Origin of the sequence: Pseudoruegeria sp. SHC-113, from assembly GCF_025376885.1 — a bacterium.
Classification (GTDB): domain Bacteria; phylum Pseudomonadota; class Alphaproteobacteria; order Rhodobacterales; family Rhodobacteraceae; genus Pseudoruegeria.
This window is the reverse complement of record NZ_JAHUBR010000002.1, coordinates 67,403-90,814: the sequence shown is the minus strand read 5'-3', so window position 1 is coordinate 90,814 and position 23,412 is coordinate 67,403. Positions and strand designations below refer to the sequence as shown.

Genomic DNA, 23,412 nt, shown 5'->3' with positions numbered 1-23,412 from the left:
CGGCATATGCGGGAGGTAATTCGACAGAAGGATCCCGGATGCGCGCCCTGACCATTGTTCCCGTTCTCGCCGCCTGCCTTGCCCTTGTGCCGGGGGCTTCCGTTTCGGAAACGCGTGTGCCGCAGAGCCCGGCCGAGATCAGCCTGAGTTTCGCGCCGCTGGTGAAACAGGCCACGCCTGCCGTGGTGAACATCTACGCCAAACGCGTGGTGCAGGCGCGCAGCGCTTCGCCTTTCGCGGGCGATCCGCTGTTTGAGCGGCTGTTTCAGGATTTCGCCCGCCCGCAACCGCGGGTGCAGAATTCGCTGGGCTCCGGTGTGATCCTGTCAGAGGACGGTTTCGTGGTGTCGAACTTCCACGTGGTGGGCGGCGCGACGGACATCCGCGTGGTGCTTTCGGACCGGCGCGAGTTTGCCGCCCGTGTCGTGCTGGCCGATGAGCAGAGCGACATGGCCATTCTCAAGCTGGAGGGGGCCGAGGGGATGCCCTTCCTCGATCTGCGCGACAGCGCCTCCGTCGAGGTGGGTGAACTGGTTCTGGCGATCGGCAACCCGTTTGGCGTGGGGCAGACCGTGTCCAGCGGCATCGTGTCGGGGCTCGCGCGCTCGGGCGCGGCCACGGGCAGCGCGCGGGGCTATTTCATCCAGACGGATGCGCCGATCAACCCGGGCAATTCCGGCGGTGCGCTGATCGACATCAACGGCGATCTGATCGGGGTGAACACCTCGATCCTGACGCGGTCGGGCGGCTCCAACGGCATCGGCTTCGCGATCCCCTCCGCATTGGTGGCGCAATTCCTGAAACAGGCGCGCGCGGGGCAGGAGAGCTTCCTGCGGCCCTGGGCGGGGCTGGAAGGGCAGGCCGTGGACGGCGATTTGGCCGAGGGGCTCGGCCTTGGGGTGCCGGAGGGCATCATCGTGAGCGACGTACACCCGCAAAGCCCCTTTGCCGCCGCCGGTGTGGCGCAGGGCGATGTGATCCTTGCCGTGGACGGGCTGCCGGTGAACTCCGGGCCCGAGATGATCTACCGCATGTCGGTGGCCGGGCTTGGCGAAAGCTCGGACATCACCATCCTGCGCCGGGGCGAGCGCCTCACGGTGACGGTGCCGCTTATGCGGGCCCCCGAAGATCCGCCACGCGAGGCGCTTGTTCTGGGCGAGCGGGACATCCTGCCCGGCCTTGCGCTGGCCCGTGTGAACCCTGCCGTAGGCGAGGAGTTTGGCCTGCCGTTCCGTGCGCAGGGCGTCATTGTCACCGATCCCGGCCCGGTGGCGGCGCGTGTGGGCATGCGCCCGGGCGATGTGATCGCTTCGGTGGGCGGGCAGGATATCGAGGCCCCATCCGATGTGGCGAAGGCCCTGAAGGCCGCAGGCCGGGGCATCGATGTGATCGTGATCCGCTCTGGGCAAGCGGTTCGCCTGCGCTTTAGACTGTAGCCATGGCCGATCTGTTCGACACCTCCGCCGCAGTGCGGGACACCGCTGCAAACACCGCTCCGCGCCCGCTGGCAGACCGTTTGCGGCCCAAGGCGCTTGGCGAGGTGATCGGGCAGGAGCAGGTGTTGGGCGAAGAGGCCCCGCTGGGCGTCATGCTGGCCTCCGGCGCGCTCTCCTCGCTCGTGTTCTGGGGGCCGCCCGGTGTGGGCAAAACCACGATCGCGCGGCTTCTGGCGGATCAGACGGATCTGGCTTTCGTGCAGATCAGCGCGATTTTCACCGGGGTGCAGGATCTGAAGAAGGTCTTTGAAGCGGCGAAGATCCGGCGCGGCAACGGGCAGGGCACGCTCCTGTTCGTGGACGAGATCCACCGTTTCAACAAGGCCCAGCAGGACGGCTTCCTGCCGCATATGGAGGATGGCACCATCCTCTTGGTTGGCGCCACCACCGAGAACCCGAGTTTCGAGTTGAACGCGGCCCTTCTATCGCGCGCGCAGGTGCTGGTGCTCAAGCGGCTTTCGCTGTCCGATCTGGAGCGGCTGGCGCAGCGGGCCGAGAAGGAGCTTGGCAAACCGCTGCCGCTGTCTGGTGGGGCGCGCGAGGCGCTATTGGAGATGGCTGACGGCGATGGGCGCGCGCTTCTGAACCTGATCGAACAGATCGCGGCGTGGAAGGTCTCTGGCAAGCTGGAAACCGAGGCGCTCACCACGCGGCTGATGCGGCGGGCGTCCAAATACGACAAGAGCGGCGATGAGCATTACAACCTGATTTCCGCCCTGCATAAATCCGTGCGCGGCAGTGATCCGGATGCGGCGCTCTACTGGTTTGCCCGGATGCTCACCGGCGGCGAGGATCCGCGATTTCTGGCGCGCCGCCTGACGCGGATGGCGGTGGAGGACATCGGCCTTGCCGATCCGCAGGCGCAGACGATCTGCCTGCACGCCTGGGAAACCTACGAGCGGCTGGGCTCGCCCGAAGGCGAGTTGGCGCTGGCGCAGGCGGTGATCTACCTCGCGCTCGCGCCTAAATCCAACGGCGGCTACGTGGCCTATAAGGCGGCGATGGCGGCTGCCAAGAAAACCGGCTCCGAGCCGCCGCCCATGCATATCCTAAACGCGCCGACCTCATTGATGAAGGAGCAGGGCTTTGGCACCGGCTACCAGTATGATCATGATGCGGAGGACGGGTTTTCGGGACAGAATTATTTCCCCGAAACCATGAAGCGCGGGGTCTATTACACGCCGCCGGAGCGGGGCTTTGAGCGGGAGCTGAAAAAGCGGCTCGATTACTTTGCCAAGCTGCGTGCGCGGCGGGGCGAGGGGTGAGATCCGGTTGACAAGCCCTGCGCGCAGGCAGAAAGAGGCCCGATGTTTTTAACGATGCTGCAAGTGGCCGCCGGTGGGGCGATTGGAGCCGTGGGGCGCTACCTCATGGGGGTTCTCGTGCTGCGCGTTGTCGGCGCGGGCTTCCCGCTGGCGACGCTTTTGGTGAATGTCATTGGCTCCTTCGTGATGGGCGTGCTGATCGTGACGCTGGCGCATCGGGGCTCGATGCATCTTGCGCCCTTCCTCACCGTAGGGATGCTCGGCGGTTTCACCACGTTTTCGGCCTTCTCGCTCGATACCATCGTGCTGATGGAACGCGGCGAGACGGGGCTGGCGCTGCTCTATGTGGCGCTTTCGGTTGTGGCCTCCATCGGGGCGGTTTTTGCAGGCATGACGATCACACGGGGGATCCTCGCATGAGTGGCGTTCAACAGATCACGGTGTCGGACGACGACGCAGGCCAACGGCTGGATCGCTGGTTCCGCCGCCTGTTTCCGCAAATCACGCAGGGGCGCATCGAGAAGATGTGCCGTAAGGGCGAGATTCGCGTGGATGGCGGCCGGGTGAAATCCGCCACGCGGCTTGAGCCCGGGCAGATCGTGCGCGTGCCGCCGCTGCCCACCGTGGATGCCGCCAAGGCCGCCACGCCGCCGGTGAAGAAGATCTCGGCGGCCGATGAGGCGCTGATCCAGCAGGCGGTGATCTGGAAAGACGATCACATCATCGCGCTGAACAAGCCGCCGGGCCTGCCCACGCAGGGCGGCAGCAAGCAGACGCGCCACGTGGACGGGCTTGCCGACGCGCTGCGCTTCGGCAAAGACGAAAAACCTCGCCTCGTGCACCGACTCGACAAGGACACCTCCGGCGTTCTGCTGCTGGCGCGCACCCGTGCCGCGGCGCAGGCGCTCACCGCCGCGATCCGCCACAAGGCCACGCGCAAGATCTACTGGTCGGTGGTGGCTGGCGTGCCGCATCCCTTCCTTGGCGAGATCAAGACAGGCCTCGTGAAGGCACCGGGTCACGGCAGCCACGGCGAAGGCGAGAAGATGCAGCTTGTCCATCCGGGCGAGATCGAAAGCACGCCGGGCGCAAAACGCGCGCTCACCCATTATGCCACGCTCTACCGCGTCGGTAGCCGCGCTTCGTGGGTGGCGATGGAGCCGATCACCGGCCGCACCCACCAGCTGCGCGCCCATATGGCGGGCATCGGCCACCCGATCATCGGCGATGGCAAATACGGCGGCTCTGGTCAGGAGAACCTCGGTGATGGCTGGGGCGCAAAACTGGGCGGCATCATCTCCAACAAGCTGCACCTGCACGCGCGCTCCATGAGCTTTGAGCATCCCGTCACGCGCAAGCCGATCACCATCACCGCGCCGCTGCCCGAGCATATGGCCCGCACCTTCGAGACCTTCGGCTGGACGGAGGATCTGGCGGCGGACGATCCTTTCGAGGAACTGCAGTAGGCCGGGGCAGGGCGACAAGCCAAACTTACGTGCTAGCTTCCTGAGACAGGCCCGCCATCCCGGCGGGCTGTTGATTTGAGACAGGAGGCCCGTATTCATGCCCGCCGTTACCTTTTCCCACATCGGCATCACCGTGCCCGATCTGGAACGCGCCGTGGAGTTCTACACCAAGGCGTTCGATTTCTACGTGATCATGCCGCCCTCCGAGGTGGTGCAGGACGACAGCGCCATCGGTGTGATGTGCGATGACGTTTTCGGACCCGGCTGGGGGCGCTTTCGCATCGCGCATCTCTCCACCGGCGATGGCACCGGGATCGAGCTGTTCGAGTTTCCCAACACCGAAGATACGCCGCCCCCGTTTGAATACTGGAAGCCCGGCATCTTCCATTTCTGCCTGCAGGACGACGATCTTGAAGGGCGCGTGAAGCGCATCGAGGCCCATGGCGGGCGGCAGCGGATGCAGCAGGTGCGCAAGTATTATCCGGGCCAGAAACCCTACCGGATGGTCTATTGCGAAGATCCTTTCGGCAATCTCGTGGAGCTCTACAGCCACTCCTACGAGCTGACCTATTCCGCCGGTGCCTACGCCGAGGACGGTTGACCTTCGCGCCTGCCCGTGGTGAAGCCTGTCGCGACTTTTTCTTCCCGAAGGCGCCATGGATCTAAAGCTCGCGATATTCGATGTGGACGGCACGCTGGTGGACAGCCAGCACCTGATCGTGGCCGCGATGCAGGCGGCCTGCGAAGGCGAGGGCGTTGCCGCCCCGGCGCGGCAGGCGCTGCTGTCGGGCGTCGGACTTTCGCTGCCGCAGCTGGTGCCGGGACTGTTCCCAGCGCTTGAGGCTGAGGCCCACGCGGCCATCGTTTCAGGCTACAAGCACCACTATGCGCGGCTGCGGGCCGAGGGCGGCGAGGCGCAGGTGACACCGCTTTATTCGGGCGCGCTGGAGGCTCTTAAGGCGCTACACGCGCAAGACGAGATCCTGCTGGGCGTCGCCACCGGGAAATCCCGGCGCGGGCTGGAGTTCATCCTCGACAGCTTCGATCTGCGCCGCCTTTTCGTCACCACGCAGGTGGCTGATGATCACCCCTCCAAGCCGCACCCCTCCATGATCTTCACCGCGCTGGCTGAGACGGGCGTCGCGCCGGAGAATGCGGTGATGATCGGCGATACGAGCTACGACATGGACATGGCCCGCGCCGCGGGCGTGCGTGCCATCGGCGTGAGCTGGGGCTATCATGACACCGCGCGGCTGCAGGCGGCGGGCGCGCAGGCGGTGGTGGATAATTTCGACGCGTTGCAACAAAAGCTTTGGAGCTGACCGGTATGGCTGAGTGGAAACAGAAACGCTTCTGGAAAGAGGCCACGGCAGCGGAATGCGACGGTGGCTTCGAGGTGCTGCTGGATGGCCGCCGCCTGAAGACACCGGGCAAGGCCGCGCTGGTGATGCCGACGCTGGCCATGGCGCAGGCCGTGGCAGAGGAATGGGCGGCGCAGGAGGGCGAGGTGCAGCCGCTCACCATGCCGGTGACGCGCTCAGCGAATTCCGCCATCGACAAGGTCAGCACCCAGTTTGACGACGTGGCCGCGCTGATCGCTGCCTATGGCGAGACGGATCTGCTCTGCTACCGCGCCGAAGGCCCGGCCGAGCTGATCGCCCGGCAGGCGGAAGTGTGGGATCCGCTGCTGGACTGGCTCGACGAAGCGCATGGCGCGCGGCTGGGCACAAATGAGGGCGTGATGTTCTTTGAGCAGGACCCCGAGGCGCTGGCGCGTCTGCGCAGCGAAGTGTTCCGGCTTTCGCCGTTCGAACTGACGGCGTTTCACGATCTCGTCGGGCTTTCCGGCTCGCTTGTGATCGGGCTGGCGGCCATCGCCGGGCAGCAACCTGCCGAAGCGCTTTGGGCCGCGTCGCGAATCGATGAAACCTGGCAAGCCGAGCTTTGGGGCGAGGATGAGGAAGCGCAGGAGATGGCGCAGGCCAAGAAAGACGGCTTCCTGCATGCCGATCGCTTCTACAAACTGACCCAATAAGGGGCTTTCGTTGCCTATAGCCGCCCGCAGTTTGCCCTGCCTGCCGCCCGATCGGGCGATCACCTGATTGCGATTTCGCATTTTCCCCCCGCGCACTTGACCTTTGTTTGGGAATTTGCCCAAACTTGATGCACTGGGCGTCGGGCCACTCCGGCTCCCAAAATCACCCACGGCCGGAACAGGCCGGACTGCCACCCGCAAACGGGTGGTCCATCAGGAAGAGGTTAACATGAAAAAATCCGTATTTCTTGGCGCGCTCACGCTCGCCAGCATGGGTGCTGGCGTGGCCGGTGCCGCGACGCTGGACGACGTGAAAGCCCGGGGCAAGCTGAACTGTGGCGTGTCCACGGGTCTCGCCGGCTTCTCCGCGCCGGATGCAAACGGTGTCTGGGAAGGCTTCGACGTGGCCGTGTGCCGCGCCGTGGCAGCTGCGACCCTGGGCGATCCCATGGCCGTTGAATTCGTTTCGACCACCGGCAAGACGCGTTTCACGGCTCTGGCGTCCGGCGAGATCGACATGCTGGCTCGCAACACCACCTGGACCTTCAGCCGCGACGTCGACCTGAAGTTCGAATTCGTCGGCGTGAACTATTACGACGGTCAGGGCTTCATGGCTCCGAAAGAGCTGGGCGTTTCCTCCGCGAAGGAACTGGACGGCGCGACCGTCTGCATCCAGACCGGCACCACCACCGAGCTGAACCTCGCGGACTTCTTCCGCGCAAACAGCATCAGCTACGAGCCGGTGCCGATCGAGACCAACGCGGAAGCCATCCAGCAGTACCTGGCCGGCGCCTGTGACGTTTACACCACCGACGCGTCCGGCCTTGCCGCAAGCCGCGCCACCTTTGAAGATGCCTCCGCGCACGTGCTGCTGCCGGAAATCATCTCCAAGGAGCCGCTGGGCCCGCTTGTCCGCCACGGCGACAACGAGTGGGGCGACATCGTTCGCTGGACGCTGAACGCGCTGATCGCCGCTGAAGAGCTGGGTGTCACCTCCGCCAACATCGGCGAGCTGAAAGCCGGCACCAACAACCCGGAAGTCAACCGTCTGCTCGGCACCGAGGGCAACCTCGGCGAGATGCTCGGCCTCGACGCTGACTTTGCTGCCAAAGCCATCATGGCTGGCGGCAACTACGGCGAGATTTTCGAGAAGAACATCGGTGAGTCCACGCCCATCGGCCTGGCCCGCGGGCTGAACGCCCAGTGGACCGATGGCGGCCTGCTCTACGCTCCGCCCTTCCGCTAAGCACTCCTGATGAAGGGCGCGGGTCTTCCCGCGCCCTTCTCACATAATAACACCGAAAAACACGTTATAAGTGTCCGGCCCGAAGAGCGCATGAAATGCGCCGCGAACCGCCGGGACGACGGGGAAATCATTCATGACGACACTCGCTGACCCTCCCAAGGAGCAGTTCAAGCTGTCTATGTTGATCAACGATACACGCTATCGTTCGTTAACATTCCAAGCCTTGGCCGCCATCGCTCTGGCGCTGATGTTCTGGTATCTCGGCAACAACCTCATTCAGAACCTGCGGGCCGCGGGTTTGAACATTTCTTTCGATTTTCTCGGCGAAGCCGCAGGTTACGATATCAACCAAACGCTGATCGAGTACGACAGCCAGTCGTCGCATCTGCGCGCCGCGATTGTCGGGGCGTTGAACACGCTGCTGGTGGCCTTCCTGGCCTGCATCACGGCCACGGTTTTCGGCGTGGTTGCCGGGGTGCTGCGCCTGTCCAACAACTGGCTCGTTTCCAAGCTGATGGCCTTCTACGTGGAGATCTTCCGCAACGTGCCGGTGCTGATCTGGATCATCATCATCTTCACGATCATGACGGCCGTGCTGCCGGGGCCGCGGGCCTTCCGCGGAGACGACGCCGAAGCCAGCATGCTCTTTAACGCCGTCGCCTTCACCAACCGGGGGGTCTACATCCCGCTGCCGTGGTTCTCGCGTGGGATCTTCGACAGTGCTGCGCTGAACTGGCTTCTGGTGCTCATCGTGCTTGGCGGCTCTTGGTTCGCCTCCCGCAAAATCGGCCAGTGGGCCAGCAAAGTGCAGGAAAAAGAGGGCGTGCGCCCGAAGACACTCTGGTTCACCCTTGGTGTCTGGATCGCGCCTTTCGCCGTGTTGATGCTGATCATGGGCCTGTCGTGGCAGATGCCGGAGCTCAAAGGCTTCAACTTCCAGGGCGGCATCAAGCTTGGCGGGCCGCTGATCGCGCTGTGGTTCGCGCTGTCGATCTACACCGGTGCCTTCATCGCGGAAAACGTGCGGGCCGGTATTCAGGCTGTCTCCAAAGGACAGACCGAAGCCGCCTCCGCACTGGGCCTGCGCCCGCGCCGCGTGATGAACCTCGTGGTTCTCCCGCAAGCGCTGCGCGTGATCATCCCACCGCTGATTTCCCAATACCTGAACATCACCAAGAACTCCTCGCTCGCCATCGCGGTGGGCTACGCCGACATCACGGCCACGCTGGGCGGCATCACGCTGAACCAGACGGGCCGCGCGATCGAATGCGTGATGCTTCTGATGTTGTTCTACCTGACCGTCTCGCTGCTCATCTCGATGGGGATGAACATCTACAACGCGTCTGTTAAGCTGAAGGAGCGTTGAGCCATGGCAGATCCGAAAAATCCGATCGCCTTCGTGGCCGATGGCACAATCCCGCCGTCGCCTCCGCCGGCCAACCAGACGGGCCCGGTGAAATGGGCGAAGGACAATCTCTTCTCCACGCCGCTGAACAGCCTCCTCACTCTGGCGGCCCTGTTCTGCATCTATGCGATCCTGAGCGGTAGCCTGCCCTGGATCCTGAACGGCCTCTGGACGACCTCCTCGCTGGCGGAATGCCGCGAGATCCTTCAGGGCACGACAGGGGCCTGTTTCTCGGTGCTGACCGAGCGCTGGCACCAGTTGATCTACGGGTTCCAGTACCCGGCCGATGCCTATTGGCGCCCGAACATCGCCTTCCTGCTGCTGCTGATCGCAATTGCACCGGTGCTGTTCTTCGATCTGCCGCGCAAGCTTCTGATCTTCACCGCGATCTACCCCTTCCTGGCCTATTGGCTGATCTGGGGCGGCACGATCATGGTGCCGATCATCGCCTTCCTCGGCTGTGCCGGGGGTGGCTTCGTGTTCCAGAAGTTCGGCAAGAGCAACTTCGCGGCGGGCTTCTTCGGCGGGATCATTGCGGCCTTTGCCGTCTGGATCATCGGCGGCGCGCTTGTGCCCGAGACGGCCAATGACAACGCCATGCTGACAGCGGTGCCGAGCCGCGATCTGGGTGGCTTCATGCTGAACATGATGCTGGGCGTGACCTGCGTGTCGCTCTCCCTGCCGCTGGGCATTGCGCTGGCGCTGGGGCGTCAGTCGAACATGCCGCTGATCAAGTGGATTTGTGTGATCTTCATTGAGTTCGTTCGCGGTGTGCCGCTGATCACGCTGCTCTTCGTGGCCTCGGTGATGCTGTCCTTCTTCTTTCCGCCGGAAAGCACGGTGGATCTCTTCCTGCGGGTTGTGATCATGATCACCATGTTCTCCGCAGCCTATATCGCGGAAGTGATCCGGGGCGGCCTCGCCGCTTTGCCCAAGGGCCAGTACGAAGCCGCCGACAGCCTTGGCCTCGACTATCCGCAAGCCATGCGCCTGATCATCCTGCCGCAAGCGCTCAAGATCTCCATCCCAGGGATCGTGAACGTGGCGGTTGGCCTGTTCAAGGACACGACGCTGGTGTCGGTGATCTCGATGTTCGACCTCGTCGGCATGATCCGCGGCCCGATCCTCGCCTCGACCGACTGGAACGGCGTCTACTGGGAGCTTCTCGGCTTCGCAGCGCTTCTGTTCTTCGTCGTCTGCTACGGCATTTCTCAATACTCCCAGTGGCTCGAACGTCGCCTCGCCACTGATCATCGCTAAGGAAATCACACATGTCTGAACTGGCAATCGAACGCGAAATCGACCGCTCCAAAATGAAGGTGAGCGACGAGGTCGCCATCCAGATCACCAACATGAACAAGTGGTACGGCAGCTTCCACGTGTTGCGTGACATCAACCTCACCGTGAACAAAGGCGAGCGTATCGTTGTGGCCGGGCCGTCGGGCTCGGGCAAATCCACCATGATCCGCTGCATCAATCGGCTGGAAGAACACCAGCAGGGGCAGATCGTCGTGGATGGGATCGAACTGACGAACGATCTCAAGAACATCGACAAGGTGCGCTCCGAGGTCGGCATGTGCTTCCAGCACTTCAACCTCTTCCCTCATCTCACGATCCTTGAGAACTGCACGCTGGCCCCGATTTGGGTGCGCAAGACGCCCAAGAAAGAGGCCGAGGAAACGGCGATGCATTTCCTAGAGAAGGTGAAAATCCCGGAGCAGGCCGACAAATACCCCGGCCAGCTGTCCGGCGGCCAGCAGCAGCGTGTGGCCATCGCGCGCTCGCTCTGCATGCGGCCCCGGATCATGCTCTTTGACGAGCCGACTTCGGCCCTTGACCCGGAAATGATCAAGGAGGTGCTCGACACGATGATCGAGCTCGCCGAAGAGGGCATGACGATGATCTGCGTGACCCACGAAATGGGTTTCGCGCGGCAGGTCGCCAACCGGGTGATCTTCATGGATCAGGGCCAGATCGTGGAGCAGAACGAGCCCGAGGAGTTCTTCAACAACCCGAAGAGCGACCGCACGAAGCTCTTCCTCAGCCAGATCCTGGGGCACTAGGCATGACGCTCCTCGGCATCCGCGTCTGCAAGGTTGCCGAGGTGTCAGAGGCCGCGGCCATTGCCGAAACCTTCGGCAAGCTGGGATTGGAAAACACGATGGGCGCCGGGGAAGGGGGCTTCTCCGGCGCCATCTTTTCGGCGCTCGATCAAAGCTGGGTCGAGGTCTGGGCCTCGGGCCCTGGCATGCCGGAAGGCATCATGCTGCAGCTGGTGGTCGAGGATGCCGAGGCCATGGCCAAGGCAGCGCGCGCCAACGGGCTTTCGCCGGAGGGGCCCTTCCAGATGCATGGCGAGACCGTCTATTGCCTGACGCTGCCCGGCGGGCTGGCGATGAGTTTTCAGTCGAAAAACATCTAGTTTGGCCTGTTTCGCCAGAAACAGGCCCGCGCCCGCCCGCCCCCTGGCGGGCGCGTTCCACGCCCACCCGGGCGAGCGCTAAACGCTTTTGGTCAGGGGGAGTTCAGTCCAGAAGCCGCCTTGGCACCATGAAATCCACAAGCTGCCCGGTGCCCATCTGCATCTCGGCCCAGCTGACCGCGGTGAAATCAATCACCGCCGTCGCGCAGGTCGGATACTGGAAATAGGCGTTGTCCCGCGCGGGTTTGGCGAGGATCTGCTCGGCGAAATCCGCGATGCCGGGGTTGTGGCCCAGCAGCAGCACGCAAGCCGCGCTGGCCTCCTGTAGCACGCCCAGCATCCGCAGGGCCGGCGCGTGATAGAGCCGGGGAGTGAACGCGGCCTCTGGCGGCGCATCAAAAGCTGGGGCCATCTGCGCCCATGTCTCGCGCGTGCGCGTGGCCGAGGAGGAGATCACCTGCTCTGGCACATAGCCCTGCCGCGCGAGCCAGCCGCCAATGGCCTGCGCCGATTGGATGCCGCGGTCATTGAGCTTGCGGTCGTGATCCTCGGCAAAGGGATCGTCCCAGGCGGATTTGGCGTGGCGGGTGAGGATCAGGCGCAGGGTCATTTCGGAAAGAACGCTCGCATGTGAAAGGCCGATTGGGCCTGCGTCCGGCCAAACCCTTCGCTGACAGGGCAGACTCGGCGCGCAAGGCAGCCGCCTTCATAGCACCCGCTTCCTGCCGCGCTTGCAAGAAAATCCTTGCAGGCGGAGACGTTGTAACCCTCAGGCCCTCCAAGCGCGTCCACCGGGCAGGTGGTGCGGCAGGGCTGATCGGCGCAGGCCTCGCAAGGGGAGCCCGCAGGCACAGGCGGCAGCGCAACACGCTCTGGCAAGAGCAATGCTCCCCGCAGCGAAATCATAAGCCCCGCGCGCGCATGCACCATCATCCCAACCGGGCTCTGCCAGAAAGCGCCGCTCTCAAGCGCCCAGGCGATGAAGGGCAGGTAGGGTGGCCCGTCCGAGGGGAATTGCGCGGTTCCGCCGAGCGCCTCGGCCAGCCCGCCGATCACGCGCTTGGAGAAGCGATCCAGAGGGTCTGGGCCTCCATCAGAGGCCTCCGGCGCGGCGGTGAAGGCCGCCCAGCCAGTGCTGTCCATCCCGATCAGCAGCAGGCTGCCGCCCGTGCCAGGATGCAGCCCGCCCATGACGAAGAGCCCATGCGTGGCGAGGCGTTCGTCAAGAGTCATTTGCGCGCGAAGGGCAGCCACAGGCTCCAGCCCAGCTTCGCAGGCCGCGCATCCTGCCACTCAAGCCCGACCGTCATCGCTTCGTGGCCTTGCTTGGGCTGGGCGATGTAGGTGCCGAAGAGCCGATCCCAGAGCGACAGCGAAAACCCGTAGTTGCTGTCATGCTCGCTGCGCACTGCGGAATGGTGCACGCGATGCATATCCGGCGTGACGATCACCAGCCGCAGGGCCGCATCCAGCCGGGGCGACAGCCGCAGGTTGGCGTGGTTGAACATGGCGGTGCCGTTGAGCAGCACCTCGAAGGCAATCACCGCCAGCGCAGAGGGCCCCAGCAGGTAGACAAGCCCGATTTTCAGCAGCATCGAAAGCGCGATTTCCACCGGATGGAAGCGGATCGCGGTCGTTACGTCCATGTCCCGATCCGCGTGATGGACGCGATGCAGCCGCCACAGCAGCGGCACCTTATGGGTGATCAGGTGCTGCGCCCAGATCGCGAGATCGAGGATCAGGATCGCGAGAAGGGCTTCCAGCCAAAGCGGCCAGGCAAGCCCGTTGAACAGCCCCCAGCCGCGCGCCTGCGCATCGAGCGCCGCCCCCACTGCCAACAGCGGCAGCGCAAGCGCAATCAGCCGCAACGAAAGCGTGTCGATCAGCACGAGCCCCCAATTGGTTCGCCAGCGCGCGGAGCGGGGCTGTGCGCGCGGCAGGCGCGGCACAAGGGCCTCCGCCAGCGCCAGCAGGCAGAAGAGACCCAGAAAAACGGCAAGGCGTATGAGCGCTTCATGTTCCATGGCCGCACTTCAGCGCGGATGCGCGCCGCGTGCAACGGGGCACAGCGGCGCGGGGGAACACGAAAGCGTCAGGTGGCTTCAGCGCGGCAAGGCGCGGATGATGGAGCCCGCGCCATGCTCGGTGAACAGCTCCAGCAGCACCGCATTCGGCGCGCGCCCATCCAGAATCACCGCCGCTCGCACGCCGCCTTCCAAGGCAGCAAGGCAGGTCTCGGTTTTCGGGATCATCCCGCCCGCGATCACGCCGGAGGCGGTCATCTCCTGCACCTGCTCGCGCGACAGCTCGGTCACCACCTCGCCATCTGCGTTCTTCACGCCTTCCACGTCGGTGAGCAGCAGCAGGCGGTCGGCCTTCAGGGCGGCAGCGATGGCCCCGGCGGCGGTGTCGCCATTGACGTTGAACGTCTCGCCATTGCGGCCCGCACCGAGCGGCGCGATGACCGGGATCTTGTTGGCGGCAAAGAGGTTGTGCAGGATCTCGGGGTTCATCAGCGCGGGCGTACCCACGAACCCCAGCGCCGGATCGGTCTGGTCGCAGATCATCAGGTTGGCGTCCTTGCCCGAAAGTCCCACGGCCTTGCCGCCCTGCGCGTTGATCGCCTGCACGATGCGCTTGTTGACGCGGCCCGAAAGCACCATCTCCACCACTTCCACCGTGGCCTCATCGGTCACGCGCTTGCCGTTCACGAACTCGCTCTTGATGTCGAGCTTGTGCAAAAGCTCGTTGATCATCGGCCCGCCGCCATGGACGATCACCGGGTTCACGCCCACCTGCTGCAAAAGCACGATGTCGCGGGCGAAGCTCTCCATCGCCTCGTCGCTGCCCATCGCATGGCCGCCGAACTTGACGACGATGATGGCGTCCTCATAGCGCTGCAGATAGGGCAGGGCCTGGGAAAGGGTTCTGGCGGTGGCGATCCAATCGCGGTTCATGGCGTCCTGCGTTTTCATGTGAGCATCCCTCATGTCGGCGCTTTTGTTAGAACTTTGGCCGGGCTGTGCCAAGGGGGAACCTTGGGCGCATTGCCTTTCGCACCGGCTTGGCTAGGCTGCCACTCAAGCAAATGCTGGAGTCCCCCATGGCCGAATCCCAAAGCCCCAGAACCCTGTTGCTGACCGGCGCAAGCCGCGGCATCGGCCATGCCACCGTGAAGCGCTTCTCGGCGGAAGGCTGGCGGGTGCTCACCTGCTCGCGCCAGCCCTTTGATGCGCGCTGCCCCTGGCCGGGCGGGGCGGGCAACCACATCCAGATCGATCTGGCGGACCCGAAGAACACCATCGAAGCCATCGAAGTGATCCGCGAGAAACTCGACGGACGGCTCGACGCACTGGTCAATAACGCCGGGATCTCGCCCAAGGGCGAAAACGGCGCACGGCTGAACACGATCGACACGGACCTGCGCACGTGGGGGCAGGTCTTCCACGTCAATTTCTTCGCCTCCGTCGTGCTGGCGCGCGGGCTGAAAGACGAACTGGCTGCAGCCAAAGGCTCTGTCGTCAATGTCACCTCCATCGCGGGTTCCCGCGTCCACCCCTTCGCCGGTGCCGCCTATGCCACCTCTAAGGCCGCACTTGCCGCGCTCACCCGCGAAATGGCCCATGATTTCGGCCCCCTCGGCGTGCGCGTCAACGCCATCGCGCCGGGTGAAGTGGAAACCGCCATTCTCAGCCCCGGCACCGAGAAAATCGTGGAAAACCTGCCGCTGAAACGCCTCGGGCAACCTGCTGAAGTGGCGGATGCCATCTATTTCCTGTGCTCAAGCCAGAGCAGCTACATCTCCGGCACCGAGATCGAGGTCAACGGCGCTCAGCACGTCTGAGCGCTGCCTGTTTGGCTGGCGTCGGATGCCTCCGGCGAGGACATTTTTACCAAGATGATGGGGCCCCACTTTGTTCCCCAAATATCTCGGGGGAGGCGCGCCGAAGGCGCGGCGGGGGCAGAGCCCCCAGCCCTGATCAAGCTATTCCAGCCCGGCGATGATGGCGCGCAGGGTGGCGATGCCTTCGCCTTTTTCCGAGGAGGTCAGCACGATCTCGGGGTAGGCGGCGGGGTGTTTGGCCAGCGCGCCCTTGACCTGTTCATAGACCTTGGCGCGGTCCTTTTCCTTCACCTTGTCGGTCTTGGTCATGACGACCTGAAAGGCGACGGCGGATTTGTCCAGTAGACCCATGATCTCGCTGTCGACCTTCTTCACGCCGTGGCGCGAATCGATCAGCACGAAGGCGCGGCGCAGGGAAGGGCGCCCCGAAAGGTAGCTTTTCAGCAGTTTCTGCCATTTCTCCACCACCGGCAGAGGCGCGTTGGCGTAGCCATAGCCGGGCAGGTCCACGAGATAGTGGCTGTCGGCGACGGTGAAGTAGTTGATCTCTTGCGTCCGGCCCGGGGTGTTGGAGGCACGCGCCAGCGCCTTGCGCCCGGTCAGCGCGTTGATCAGCGTGGATTTCCCGACGTTGGAGCGCCCGGCAAAACAGACTTCCATCCGGTCCGCCGGGGGCATGCCGCCCATGGCGACAACGCCTTTGAGGAAATCGGTATTGCCCGCGAACAGCTTGCGGCCGCGCTCGGCAGATAGTTCGTCCGGCTCCGGCGCGAAGGTGAAGGTAAAAGCCATCAGAGACGCTCCACGGGATCGTCGGCGCGGATCACGCCGCCTTGTTTCACAACGGCGTAGACGCCGAATTCCTGATGGCCCCAGCCGTCACTCAGGGCCGCGAGCGTGTCGGCGTCGCGCTTGCCGGTCACCTCATTGGCCGTGGTGGCCTTGCAGCGCGTGATCTGTTCGCGCACCGAAAGCACCACCTCGCCGATCCGCAGATCGTGCCCCACCCATTCCTCTTCTTCCCAGGGCGCGAGCCCGTCGATCCAGAGGTTGCCGCGCCAGCGCAGGGGCGAGATCTCGCGCCCGATTTTCTGGGAAACGGCCCGGTGCGAGGCGAGGTTGTTGAGGCTGATCGAGGGGAAATCCGTATCCGTCATAGCAATGCCGGGCACCCGGACGAGCCCCGTGGAGGCCAGCCCGTCCTGCGGCATCAGTGGTGCCACCCAGGCGAGGAAAGCGCTGACGTCGCCGTCGGGGTCGAAGGTCACCTCGCCCTGCGTGGCATGGGTCAGGGTGATCAGGCCTGTGGCCTCATCGAAACGGCAATCGATTGCCATCAGCCCCGGGGCCTTGGCCCCGCGAGAGAAGTTGCCGCAAGGCACCCAGGCGTCGCTGCGGGCCTTGCTGCGTTCGTGGCTCACCGCCCAGGCGCGATCATAGGGCAGGGGCGCGCCTGCGGTGAGCGTTACCGCCTCCAGCCGTTCACGCCCATGCGCCTTGATCGGGTGACGCCAGATGTCGGTGAGCTGGGCGCTCATTTACCCGCCTTGCTTTCCGGTTTCTTGCGTTTGAAGCCCGAAGTGATGTTGCCCAGCACATCCGGCTTGTAGCCCTGGCTGCGCATGATCGAATACTGCTGGATGAAGGTGATCGTGTTGTTCGCGATCCAGTAGACGACGAGGCCAGAGGCGAAGCTTCCGAGCATGAACATGAAGACCCAGGGCATCCAGGCAAAGACCATGGCCTGCGTCGGATCGGTGGGCGCCGGGTTCAGCTTCTGCTGCAGCCACATGGAGATACCGAGCAGCAGCGGCAGGATGCCGAGGAAGATCGTCGCCATCAGCGTGCCGGTTTCGGGCCCGGTGAAGGGCAGCAGGCCGAAGAGGTTCATGATCGAGGTCGGATCGGGCGCGGACAGATCCTGAAACGGGCCGAACCAGGCTGCGTGGCGCAGTTCGATCGTGACGAAGATCACCTTGTAGAGCGAGAAGAAGATCGGGATCTGCATCAGGATCGGCAGACAGCCCGAGGCCGGGTTGACCTTTTCTTTCTTGTAGAGCGCCATCATCTCCTGCTGGAGCTTCTGGCGATCATCACCGGCCTTTTCCTTGATCTTCTCCATCTCGGGCTGCAGTTCCTTCATCTTCGCCATGGAGACGTAGGAGCGGTAGGCCAGCGGGAAGAGGATGCCCTTGATGATCAGGGTCAGCACGATGATCGACCAGCCCATGTTGCCGATGAAGCCGTTCAGGGCGTGCAGGAGGCGGAAGATCGGTTTCGTGAGGAAGAAGAACCAGCCCCAGTCGATCGAATCCACGAAACGGTAGACGCCTTCGCGCTCGTAGTTGCGCAGCAGTTCCCATTCTTTCGCACCAGCGAAGAAGCGGGTTTCCACGGTGGCGGAGGTGCCTGCGGCCACTGTCATCGCATCGCGGCGGGCGATGGTTTTGTAGCGGTCGGTTTGCGGCTCGTAGCGCAGCACGGAGGAGAAGGTTTCGGTCTGGGCGGGGATGATCGTCGTCATCCAGTAGTGGTCGGTGAAGCCGAGCCAGCCGTTCTGGTCCACGGCCGTCACCTCGGTGGAGGCGCCCCAGGTCTCGTCACGGCCGAGGTTGCGCATATCCTTGTAGGAGAGCTCGTTCAGGGAGCCGCCCGTTTGCTGGATCGCGCCTTCGTGGATGATGAAGAAGCCTTTCAGATCAACCGGTTCGCCTTGGCGCACCACTTCTGCATAGGGCGCAAGACGCACGTCAGCGCCAGAGGTGTTCTGCACAGTCTGGGTGACGGTGAACATATTCTCGGCGTCGATGGCGATTTGGCGCTGGAAGGTCAGGCCCTTGCCGTTGCTCCATTCCAACTGGACCGGGGTCTCGGGCGTCAGTTCGCCGGTGCCAACTTGGGTCCAGGCGGTGGTGGGGCCGGGGACATCTGCGAAATCGAGCGCGCCGCCCGGGGCCCAGCCGAAGAGCGAGAAATAGCCGCCGGCGGTGCCTTCGGGGCGCAGCAAGGTCACCTGCGGGCTGCCGTCTTCGATGGTCTCGTTGTATTGCGTCAGCTTCAGATCGTCGATCCGGCCACCGGCCAGCGAGATGGAGCCGCTCAGAGCGTCGGTTTTCACCGCGATGCGCGCCGCTTCGGCGACAGCGGTCTCACCGCCAGCCTCGCCACTGCCAGCGGTGGCGGCCACGGGGGCGGTATCCACAGCCGGGACATTGGCGCTATCGCTGATCTCGGGGGCGTTCGGATCGATCACGGGCTCTTCCGGTGGGAAGACCACGAACCAGACGAGGATCACGAGAAAGCTGAGCGCGGTTGCGAGGATGAGATTCTTGTTCTGATCGTCCATCTGGGACAGCCACCTTCCGGGTAAAAAGTCAGAGGTGGTTCAACAGGCCGCAGGCCAAAAGGTCAAGTCATTTTCCGGTTTCGCGCCAGCGCCACAAGGCCGCGCGACGCTGGTTTTTGCACAGGCGCCGGCTCAGCCATGGCGGCTGGCGGGCGGCGGTGGAGCCTTGCCCGATGCCGCGCCCAGACCTCCGGCAAGGTGGGCCAGCCGGGCGCTGTGCCGCGCTATCCATGTATCTGTTTCGGCCAAAGGCATCGGGCGCGCGATCCCGTAGCCCTGCACGTGGCCGCAGCCCATCCGCGCAAGCGTGGCCTGTTCGGCAAGGGTTTCAACGCCTTCCGCCAGCGTCTCCATGCCTAGGCGCTCTGCGAAGGCGAGGATGGCGGCGACGGTTGTCTGCTGGTCCGCATCGGTATCGACATGGGTGATGAAACAGCGATCGATCTTGACGCGCTGGATGCTGAACCGGCGGATATTGGCGATGGCGGCGAAGCCGGTGCCGAAATCATCCAGATCGATCTGGCAGCCCATCGCAGCGAGGGCCGCGAGGTTGCGGGCGATCATCTCATCCCCGTGACCAACCGCGACAGTCTCCAGCACTTCGAGCGTCAGCTGCGCCGCGGGCACCCCGTGGCGATCCAGCTCCCAGCGGATGTGATCGGCGATCTGCGGATTGCGCAGCTCTTCGGTGGAGAGGTTGATGCCGACACCGGGCACCGAAAGCCCGGCCTCGCGCCAATGGACAAGGGCCGAGAGCGCCTCCTGCAGCATCCGGTGGCAGAGCCGCTCAGACAGCCCGGCAGCGGCAACGGCGGGCAGGAACGCGCCGGGCGGCAGGAGGCCGCGGTCGGGATGCTGCCAGCGCGCCAGCGCCTCGAAACCGGTGATCTCCCCGGTGCTGGCCGAGATCTGGGGCTGGAAATGGGCGATGATCTGACCCTCTTCGATGGCTTCGGCCATGCGGTCCGCGAGAGGTTCATCCTCCTCCGCCCGCAGCGCCAGATCGGGCGAATAGGCGCGGATCGCGCCGGGGCCGTGCTGATGCGCCAGATCCAGCGCCGCCTGTGCGGCGCGGAGGGTCTCGCCGCCACCGGGGCGCGGGGCGTTGCCGCAAAGGCAGAATCCCACCGAGCAGGAGGCATAGAGCGACAGCCCGTCGAGGCTGAAAGGCTCCGCGATGGCCGATTGCAGCCGCGTGCCGATCTGAATCGCCGCTTCGAGCGACAGCCGCTCTTCGGCTGCGGTGATCAGTCCGAAGCGGCCATTGCCCAGCGGAAAGAGCCGATCCCCTCTGCGCAGGCTGCGGGCGAGCCGTTCGGCCACGCGCTGCTCCACGGTGCGGGTGGTGTCGGGGCCATAGCGTTCGGAAAGCGTGTTGTATTCATCAAGCTGCAGCAGATAGCAGGCCGGTTTGCGCAGGCTGTTTTCAGCGGCGGCAAGGGCGATGTCGACCGCGTGCACGAAGGTGTCCTCCCCGTCCGAACGGTACCCGAAAGTGGCCTCGTCGTCGGAGAATTCGAAGGATCCCGCCAGCGCAAAGGCCGCGGGCAGCCCAAGGGCGCAGACCAGAAGGCCGCTTTCGCCGCCGATCCAGAAGCTGGCCAACGTGACGGCGGGCAGGAAGGCCAGAATCTGTGGGCCATTGAGCGTGCTGCGCATCTTGCGGCGCAGGCGGAGGAGTTCGGAGCGGCTGATCGCGCGCATCGGCAAGGCACCTTTCAGGGCCGGAGGAAAGACAATCTCTGCCTTCCAGCCCTAGTGCCTGTGGCTCTTCCGACGGTTAACGCAGCTTGGGAAGTTGTGCGGCATTTTCATCAAATGCCTCTGGGTCACGGGTCAGCCCGGCGAAATCGAAGAGCTTCGGGTCCAGCAAATGCGAGGGCCGCGCGTTCATCAGGGCGCGGAACATCACCTGACGGCGGCCGGGACTGTTCTTTTCCCACTGGTCCAGAATCTGCTTCACCTGCTGGCGCTGCAGCCCGTCCTGGCTGCCGCAGAGATCGCAGGGGATGATCGGGTAGTTCATCGCGGTGGCGAATTTCTCGCAATCGGCCTCGGCCACATGGGCCAGCGGGCGGTAGACGAACAGATCGCCTTCCTCGTTCACGAGCTTCGGCGGCATCGTGGCGAGCCGCCCGCCGTGGAAGAGGTTCATGAAGAAGGTCTCGAGGATGTCGTCGCGGTGATGGCCCAGCACCACGGCCGAGCAGCCTTCCTCCCGCGCGATACGGTAGAGGTTGCCCCGGCGCAGGCGCGAGCAGAGCGCGCAATAGGTCCGGCCTTGCGGCACCTTGTCGACGACGATGGAATAGGTGTCCTGATACTCGATCCGGTGCGGGACGCCCATCTTCTCAAGGAAGGCGGGCAGTACGGTGGCCGGAAAGCCCGGCTGGCCCTGATCTAGGTTGCAGGCCAGAAGATCCACCGGCAGCAGCCCGCGCCATTTCAGCTCATAGAGCACGGCCAGCAGCGTGTAGCTGTCCTTGCCGCCGGAAAGGCAGACAAGCCAGCGGGCGTCGCGTTCGATCATGCCATATTGCTCGATCGCCTCGCGCGCATAGCGCACGATGCGTTTGCGGAGCTTCTTGAACTCCGTGGTGGAGGGCGCACCGGCAAAGAGCGGGTGGATATCATCGAGATCGTCGAGCATGGCCGCTGCGATAGAGCAGATCGGCCTTGCGGGCAAGGGGTGTGCGGGCTGTGTGATAGCCTCGGCCAACGCCAATACATCCGAAACCGAGGCTGGGCCGTACTCCCTTCAAAGACGCTGACACAAAGGAAGACCCCATGCTTCGCCTTCTCGCCCTTTTCTCCGCCCTGTTTGTGCTTGCGGCCTGTACCGGGCGGCCCTCGCTCGATGATCGCGCCTTGAGCGACCGGGAGTTAAACCTTGAAGAATTCTTCGCGGGCGAAACACGCGCCTACGGGCAGTTTCAGGATCGCTTCGGCACCGTGCGTCGCCGGTTTGAAGTGGACATCACCGGCACGTGGGATGGCGAATGGCTGAAGCTCGTGGAGGATTTCGTCTATGAGGACGGCAGCACCGAGCAGCGCATCTGGACGCTGCGCAAGACCGGTGATCAGACATGGGAAGGCACGGCCCCCGGTGTGATCGGCGTGGCCAAGGGCGAAGAGCGCGGCGATACCTTCCGCTGGGGCTACACCATCGATCTGCCGGTGCCCGACGGCACCCTGCGCGTGACCTTTGACGACTGGATGTGGCTTCTGAGCGAGGACCGCCTTCTGAACCGCGCCTACATGGAACGCTTCGGCGTGACAATCGGCGAGGTGATCATCACGTTTGAGAAATAGGCCTCTTTAGAGAAATTGAGGCAGGCCCCCGGCCCTGGGTAGGGGTGAAGCCCCCTCCCATGGGGAGGGTCGGGGGCTGGCCGGCGGTGCCGGCAAAGAGGGGCTCCAACAATAAAGGCACCCCGGAAAGGGTGCCTTTTCCTTTGTCCGAGGGCTGATTTTACGCCTCTTCGAGCTTGTCCTGGGTCTTCGTTTCGAAATCGCTGGCGTCGTGGCGTTCGTGAAGCTGCTCCTGCGGCTCGCCCCAGCCGCGGTTGACCATGCGGCCTCGCTTTACGGCCGGGCGGGCGTCGATGGTCTTGGCCCAGCGTTGCACGTTCTTGTAGCTCTCTACGTCAAGGAACTCGGCGGCATTGTAGAGCCGGCCAAGGGCCAACTGGCCGTACCACGACCAGATCGCGATATCGGCGATGGTGTACTCATCGCCCGTCATGAAACTGTTGTTGGCCAGATGCCTGTCCAGCACGTCGAGCTGGCGCTTGGCCTCCATGGCGAAACGGTCGATCGGGTATTGCCATTTCTCCGGCGCATAGGCGTAGAAATGGCCAAAGCCGCCACCCAGATAGGGCGCGGAGCCCATCTGCCAGAACAGCCACGACAGCAGCTCAGGCCGCTTGGCGGGATCTTCAGGGAGGAACTTCCCGAATTTCTCGGCCAGATGCAGCAGGATCGCGCCGGATTCAAACACCCGCACGGGCGTGTCGCCGGAGCGGTCCATCAGGGCGGGGATTTTGGAGTTGGGGTTCACGTCCACGAAGCCTGAGCCGAACTGATCGCCCTCGTTGATCTTGATCAGCCAGGCGTCGTATTCGGCCTCGCGCACGCCCGCCTCCAGCAGCTCTTCAAACAGCACCGTCACTTTCACGCCGTTGGGCGTGGCCAGCGAGTAAAGCTGGAACGGGTGCTTGCCGACGGGCAGCTCTTTGTCGTGGGTCGCGCCGGCGATGGGGCGGTTGATATTGGCGAACTGGCCGCCGTTGCCGGGCTCCCAGGTCCAGACCTTGGGGGGCGTGTAGCTGTCGGTGCTCATGTGAGTATCCTTCCTGATGTCGGCCCTTGCGGGGATGGCCTTTACCTATGGCCCCCTGCCGCGATTGCAATCGCCGATTGCGCCGCGCACGGTTACGTGAGCGCGAAAGCCGTGGCCGCATAGGTGAGCAGGATGGCGGCCATGCCGATGGCCCAACAGCCGGAGCGCAGCCGGTTGAGCCCGACCCAATAGGCCAGAAGGAAGCCGCAGCGCGCCAGCAGATAGGCCCCTGCTGCAGCGCTTGTCAGTGGCGTTTGCCCGCCGGAAAGCACAAGCGCCGTGGCTGCAGGCGCGTACATGGCCGCCGACTCCACCGTGTTGCGCAGGGCCCGCGCGGCGCGGCCCGCGAAACCTGCGTCGCCTAGGGGCTCGGACCTGTCGGTCATCACGAAGACCACCCCGCGCAGGCGGACGGTGTAGAGGTGCTGTACGGCGGCCGCGAGGAAGGTGAGCATGCCGATGCCGAGAAGCGCGAAGAGTTCCATGATGTCCTGCCTTTGATTGGGATGCTTGACAGGATGCTGAACGAATTCGCACATTCAATT

Annotated in this window: 25 protein-coding genes; 14 read left to right on the top strand and 11 right to left on the bottom strand. The window is 64.2% G+C overall.

Annotated elements, in window-relative coordinates; all coding sequences use genetic code 11:
* The first annotated feature begins 38 nt into the window (after positions 1-38).
* From KVX96_RS15270 to KVX96_RS15215, 12 genes are all read left to right on the top strand, one after another.
* A complete protein-coding gene (locus tag KVX96_RS15270; RefSeq protein ID WP_261195567.1) occupies positions 39-1,436 on the top strand; it encodes a trypsin-like peptidase domain-containing protein in 1,398 nt (465 codons plus the stop codon).
* Positions 1,437-1,438: 2 nt separating this feature from the next.
* Positions 1,439-2,761, top strand: coding sequence for a replication-associated recombination protein A (locus KVX96_RS15265; RefSeq protein ID WP_261195566.1), 1,323 nt, complete (start codon positions 1,439-1,441; stop codon positions 2,759-2,761).
* 42 nt (positions 2,762-2,803) lie between these two features.
* Positions 2,804-3,181, top strand: a complete 378-nt coding sequence (gene crcB / locus KVX96_RS15260) for a fluoride efflux transporter CrcB (RefSeq protein WP_261195565.1) — start codon at positions 2,804-2,806, stop codon at positions 3,179-3,181.
* Entirely contained in the window at positions 3,178-4,227 is a 1,050-nt protein-coding gene (locus KVX96_RS15255) for an RluA family pseudouridine synthase (RefSeq protein WP_261195564.1), read from the top strand. The genes crcB and KVX96_RS15255 overlap by 4 nt, the downstream gene beginning before the upstream one ends.
* 97 nt (positions 4,228-4,324) lie before the next feature.
* Positions 4,325-4,828: a lactoylglutathione lyase family protein gene (locus KVX96_RS15250; RefSeq protein WP_261195563.1), complete on the top strand. Its 504-nt coding sequence runs from the start codon at positions 4,325-4,327 to the stop codon at positions 4,826-4,828.
* A gap of 55 nt (positions 4,829-4,883) precedes the next feature.
* Positions 4,884-5,549, top strand: coding sequence for an HAD-IA family hydrolase (locus KVX96_RS15245; RefSeq protein WP_261195562.1), 666 nt, complete (start codon positions 4,884-4,886; stop codon positions 5,547-5,549).
* Between the two features lie 5 nt (positions 5,550-5,554).
* Positions 5,555-6,262: an ATP12 family chaperone protein gene (locus KVX96_RS15240; protein ID WP_261195561.1), complete on the top strand. Its 708-nt coding sequence runs from the start codon at positions 5,555-5,557 to the stop codon at positions 6,260-6,262.
* A 229-nt stretch (positions 6,263-6,491) separates the two neighbouring features.
* Positions 6,492-7,508: an amino acid ABC transporter substrate-binding protein gene (locus tag KVX96_RS15235; protein ID WP_261195560.1), complete on the top strand. Its 1,017-nt coding sequence runs from the start codon at positions 6,492-6,494 to the stop codon at positions 7,506-7,508.
* 133 nt (positions 7,509-7,641) lie between these two features.
* Positions 7,642-8,874 (top strand): amino acid ABC transporter permease, encoded by a 1,233-nt coding sequence (locus KVX96_RS15230; RefSeq protein ID WP_261195559.1) that lies wholly within the window; start codon positions 7,642-7,644, stop codon positions 8,872-8,874.
* A 3-nt stretch (positions 8,875-8,877) separates the two neighbouring features.
* Positions 8,878-10,173 (top strand): amino acid ABC transporter permease, encoded by a 1,296-nt coding sequence (locus KVX96_RS15225; protein ID WP_261195558.1) that lies wholly within the window; start codon positions 8,878-8,880, stop codon positions 10,171-10,173.
* 11 nt (positions 10,174-10,184) lie between these two features.
* Positions 10,185-10,976 (top strand): amino acid ABC transporter ATP-binding protein, encoded by a 792-nt coding sequence (locus KVX96_RS15220; RefSeq protein ID WP_314733133.1) that lies wholly within the window; start codon positions 10,185-10,187, stop codon positions 10,974-10,976.
* A gap of 2 nt (positions 10,977-10,978) precedes the next feature.
* Positions 10,979-11,335, top strand: a complete 357-nt coding sequence (locus KVX96_RS15215; protein WP_261195557.1) for a hypothetical protein — start codon at positions 10,979-10,981, stop codon at positions 11,333-11,335.
* 103 nt (positions 11,336-11,438) lie between these two features.
* Here KVX96_RS15215 and KVX96_RS15210 read toward each other — a convergent pair whose 3' ends face one another.
* The 4 genes from KVX96_RS15210 to argB form a co-directional block, all read right to left on the bottom strand.
* Entirely contained in the window at positions 11,439-11,945 is a 507-nt protein-coding gene (locus KVX96_RS15210; protein WP_261195556.1) for a SixA phosphatase family protein, read from the bottom strand.
* Positions 11,942-12,568 (bottom strand): ferredoxin, encoded by a 627-nt coding sequence (locus KVX96_RS15205; RefSeq protein WP_261195555.1) that lies wholly within the window; start codon positions 12,566-12,568, stop codon positions 11,942-11,944. The genes KVX96_RS15210 and KVX96_RS15205 overlap by 4 nt, the downstream gene beginning before the upstream one ends.
* Positions 12,565-13,359, bottom strand: coding sequence for a sterol desaturase family protein (locus tag KVX96_RS15200; protein WP_261195554.1), 795 nt, complete (start codon positions 13,357-13,359; stop codon positions 12,565-12,567). The genes KVX96_RS15205 and KVX96_RS15200 overlap by 4 nt, the downstream gene beginning before the upstream one ends.
* 78 nt (positions 13,360-13,437) lie before the next feature.
* Positions 13,438-14,310, bottom strand: coding sequence for an acetylglutamate kinase (gene argB, locus KVX96_RS15195; RefSeq protein WP_261195553.1), 873 nt, complete (start codon positions 14,308-14,310; stop codon positions 13,438-13,440).
* Positions 14,311-14,438: 128 nt separating this feature from the next.
* Between argB and KVX96_RS15190 the strand changes: the two genes are divergently transcribed.
* Positions 14,439-15,179, top strand: a complete 741-nt coding sequence (locus KVX96_RS15190; RefSeq protein ID WP_261195552.1) for an SDR family NAD(P)-dependent oxidoreductase — start codon at positions 14,439-14,441, stop codon at positions 15,177-15,179.
* A 141-nt stretch (positions 15,180-15,320) separates the two neighbouring features.
* Here the strand turns inward: KVX96_RS15190 and yihA are convergent, their stop codons facing one another.
* The 5 genes from yihA to ttcA form a co-directional block, all read right to left on the bottom strand.
* Positions 15,321-15,971 (bottom strand): ribosome biogenesis GTP-binding protein YihA/YsxC, encoded by a 651-nt coding sequence (gene yihA / locus KVX96_RS15185; protein WP_261195551.1) that lies wholly within the window; start codon positions 15,969-15,971, stop codon positions 15,321-15,323.
* On the bottom strand, positions 15,971-16,717 hold the full coding sequence (locus tag KVX96_RS15180) for an MOSC domain-containing protein (RefSeq protein ID WP_261195550.1): 747 nt from the start codon (positions 16,715-16,717) through the stop codon (positions 15,971-15,973). The genes yihA and KVX96_RS15180 overlap by 1 nt, the downstream gene beginning before the upstream one ends.
* Entirely contained in the window at positions 16,714-18,525 is a 1,812-nt protein-coding gene (gene yidC, locus KVX96_RS15175; RefSeq protein WP_261195549.1) for a membrane protein insertase YidC, read from the bottom strand. Before yidC ends, KVX96_RS15180 begins: the two co-directional genes overlap by 4 nt.
* Positions 18,526-18,657: 132 nt before the next feature.
* Positions 18,658-20,229 (bottom strand): putative bifunctional diguanylate cyclase/phosphodiesterase, encoded by a 1,572-nt coding sequence (locus tag KVX96_RS15170; RefSeq protein ID WP_261195548.1) that lies wholly within the window; start codon positions 20,227-20,229, stop codon positions 18,658-18,660.
* A gap of 76 nt (positions 20,230-20,305) precedes the next feature.
* A complete protein-coding gene (gene ttcA / locus KVX96_RS15165) occupies positions 20,306-21,175 on the bottom strand; it encodes a tRNA 2-thiocytidine(32) synthetase TtcA (RefSeq protein WP_261195547.1) in 870 nt (289 codons plus the stop codon).
* Between the two features lie 137 nt (positions 21,176-21,312).
* Between ttcA and KVX96_RS15160 the strand changes: the two genes are divergently transcribed.
* Complete coding sequence (locus tag KVX96_RS15160) at positions 21,313-21,837, top strand: DUF3833 domain-containing protein (RefSeq protein ID WP_261195546.1); 525 nt, start codon at positions 21,313-21,315, stop codon at positions 21,835-21,837.
* Between the two features lie 160 nt (positions 21,838-21,997).
* On the opposite strand, the gene yghU is transcribed toward KVX96_RS15160, so the two are convergent.
* On the bottom strand, positions 21,998-22,867 hold the full coding sequence (gene yghU, locus KVX96_RS15155; RefSeq protein ID WP_261195545.1) for a glutathione-dependent disulfide-bond oxidoreductase: 870 nt from the start codon (positions 22,865-22,867) through the stop codon (positions 21,998-22,000).
* Positions 22,868-22,959: 92 nt separating this feature from the next.
* The gene (locus tag KVX96_RS15150; RefSeq protein ID WP_261195544.1) at positions 22,960-23,352 is read right to left on the bottom strand and encodes an MAPEG family protein; all 393 of its coding nucleotides are present in this window, start codon (positions 23,350-23,352) and stop codon (positions 22,960-22,962) included.
* Positions 23,353-23,412 lie beyond the last annotated feature (60 nt).

Excerpts from the sequence above, each read along its gene's own strand:
- KVX96_RS15235 (WP_261195560.1), top strand. The coding sequence starts at position 6,492 with ATGAAAAAATCCGTATTTCTTGGCGCGCTCACGCTCGCCAGCATGGGT.
- KVX96_RS15245 (WP_261195562.1), top strand. The coding sequence starts at position 4,884 with ATGGATCTAAAGCTCGCGATATTCGATGTGGACGGCACGCTGGTGGAC.
- KVX96_RS15220 (WP_314733133.1), top strand. The coding sequence starts at position 10,185 with ATGTCTGAACTGGCAATCGAACGCGAAATCGACCGCTCCAAAATGAAG.
- KVX96_RS15205 (WP_261195555.1), bottom strand. The coding sequence starts at position 12,568 with ATGACTCTTGACGAACGCCTCGCCACGCATGGGCTCTTCGTCATGGGC.
- KVX96_RS15210 (WP_261195556.1), bottom strand. The coding sequence starts at position 11,945 with ATGACCCTGCGCCTGATCCTCACCCGCCACGCCAAATCCGCCTGGGAC.
- KVX96_RS15200 (WP_261195554.1), bottom strand. The coding sequence starts at position 13,359 with ATGGAACATGAAGCGCTCATACGCCTTGCCGTTTTTCTGGGTCTCTTC.
- KVX96_RS15270 (WP_261195567.1), top strand. The coding sequence starts at position 39 with ATGCGCGCCCTGACCATTGTTCCCGTTCTCGCCGCCTGCCTTGCCCTT.
- KVX96_RS15215 (WP_261195557.1), top strand. The coding sequence starts at position 10,979 with ATGACGCTCCTCGGCATCCGCGTCTGCAAGGTTGCCGAGGTGTCAGAG.
- KVX96_RS15265 (WP_261195566.1), top strand. The coding sequence starts at position 1,439 with ATGGCCGATCTGTTCGACACCTCCGCCGCAGTGCGGGACACCGCTGCA.
- KVX96_RS15160 (WP_261195546.1), top strand. The coding sequence starts at position 21,313 with ATGCTTCGCCTTCTCGCCCTTTTCTCCGCCCTGTTTGTGCTTGCGGCC.
- KVX96_RS15225 (WP_261195558.1), top strand. The coding sequence starts at position 8,878 with ATGGCAGATCCGAAAAATCCGATCGCCTTCGTGGCCGATGGCACAATC.
- KVX96_RS15240 (WP_261195561.1), top strand. The coding sequence starts at position 5,555 with ATGGCTGAGTGGAAACAGAAACGCTTCTGGAAAGAGGCCACGGCAGCG.
- yidC (WP_261195549.1), bottom strand. The coding sequence starts at position 18,525 with ATGGACGATCAGAACAAGAATCTCATCCTCGCAACCGCGCTCAGCTTT.
- KVX96_RS15170 (WP_261195548.1), bottom strand. The coding sequence starts at position 20,229 with ATGCGCGCGATCAGCCGCTCCGAACTCCTCCGCCTGCGCCGCAAGATG.
- yihA (WP_261195551.1), bottom strand. The coding sequence starts at position 15,971 with ATGGCTTTTACCTTCACCTTCGCGCCGGAGCCGGACGAACTATCTGCC.
- KVX96_RS15255 (WP_261195564.1), top strand. The coding sequence starts at position 3,178 with ATGAGTGGCGTTCAACAGATCACGGTGTCGGACGACGACGCAGGCCAA.
- KVX96_RS15190 (WP_261195552.1), top strand. The coding sequence starts at position 14,439 with ATGGCCGAATCCCAAAGCCCCAGAACCCTGTTGCTGACCGGCGCAAGC.
- KVX96_RS15180 (WP_261195550.1), bottom strand. The coding sequence starts at position 16,717 with ATGAGCGCCCAGCTCACCGACATCTGGCGTCACCCGATCAAGGCGCAT.
- ttcA (WP_261195547.1), bottom strand. The coding sequence starts at position 21,175 with ATGCTCGACGATCTCGATGATATCCACCCGCTCTTTGCCGGTGCGCCC.
- KVX96_RS15150 (WP_261195544.1), bottom strand. The coding sequence starts at position 23,352 with ATGGAACTCTTCGCGCTTCTCGGCATCGGCATGCTCACCTTCCTCGCG.
- KVX96_RS15250 (WP_261195563.1), top strand. The coding sequence starts at position 4,325 with ATGCCCGCCGTTACCTTTTCCCACATCGGCATCACCGTGCCCGATCTG.
- KVX96_RS15230 (WP_261195559.1), top strand. The coding sequence starts at position 7,642 with ATGACGACACTCGCTGACCCTCCCAAGGAGCAGTTCAAGCTGTCTATG.
- yghU (WP_261195545.1), bottom strand. The coding sequence starts at position 22,867 with ATGAGCACCGACAGCTACACGCCCCCCAAGGTCTGGACCTGGGAGCCC.
- crcB (WP_261195565.1), top strand. The coding sequence starts at position 2,804 with ATGTTTTTAACGATGCTGCAAGTGGCCGCCGGTGGGGCGATTGGAGCC.
- argB (WP_261195553.1), bottom strand. The coding sequence starts at position 14,310 with ATGAAAACGCAGGACGCCATGAACCGCGATTGGATCGCCACCGCCAGA.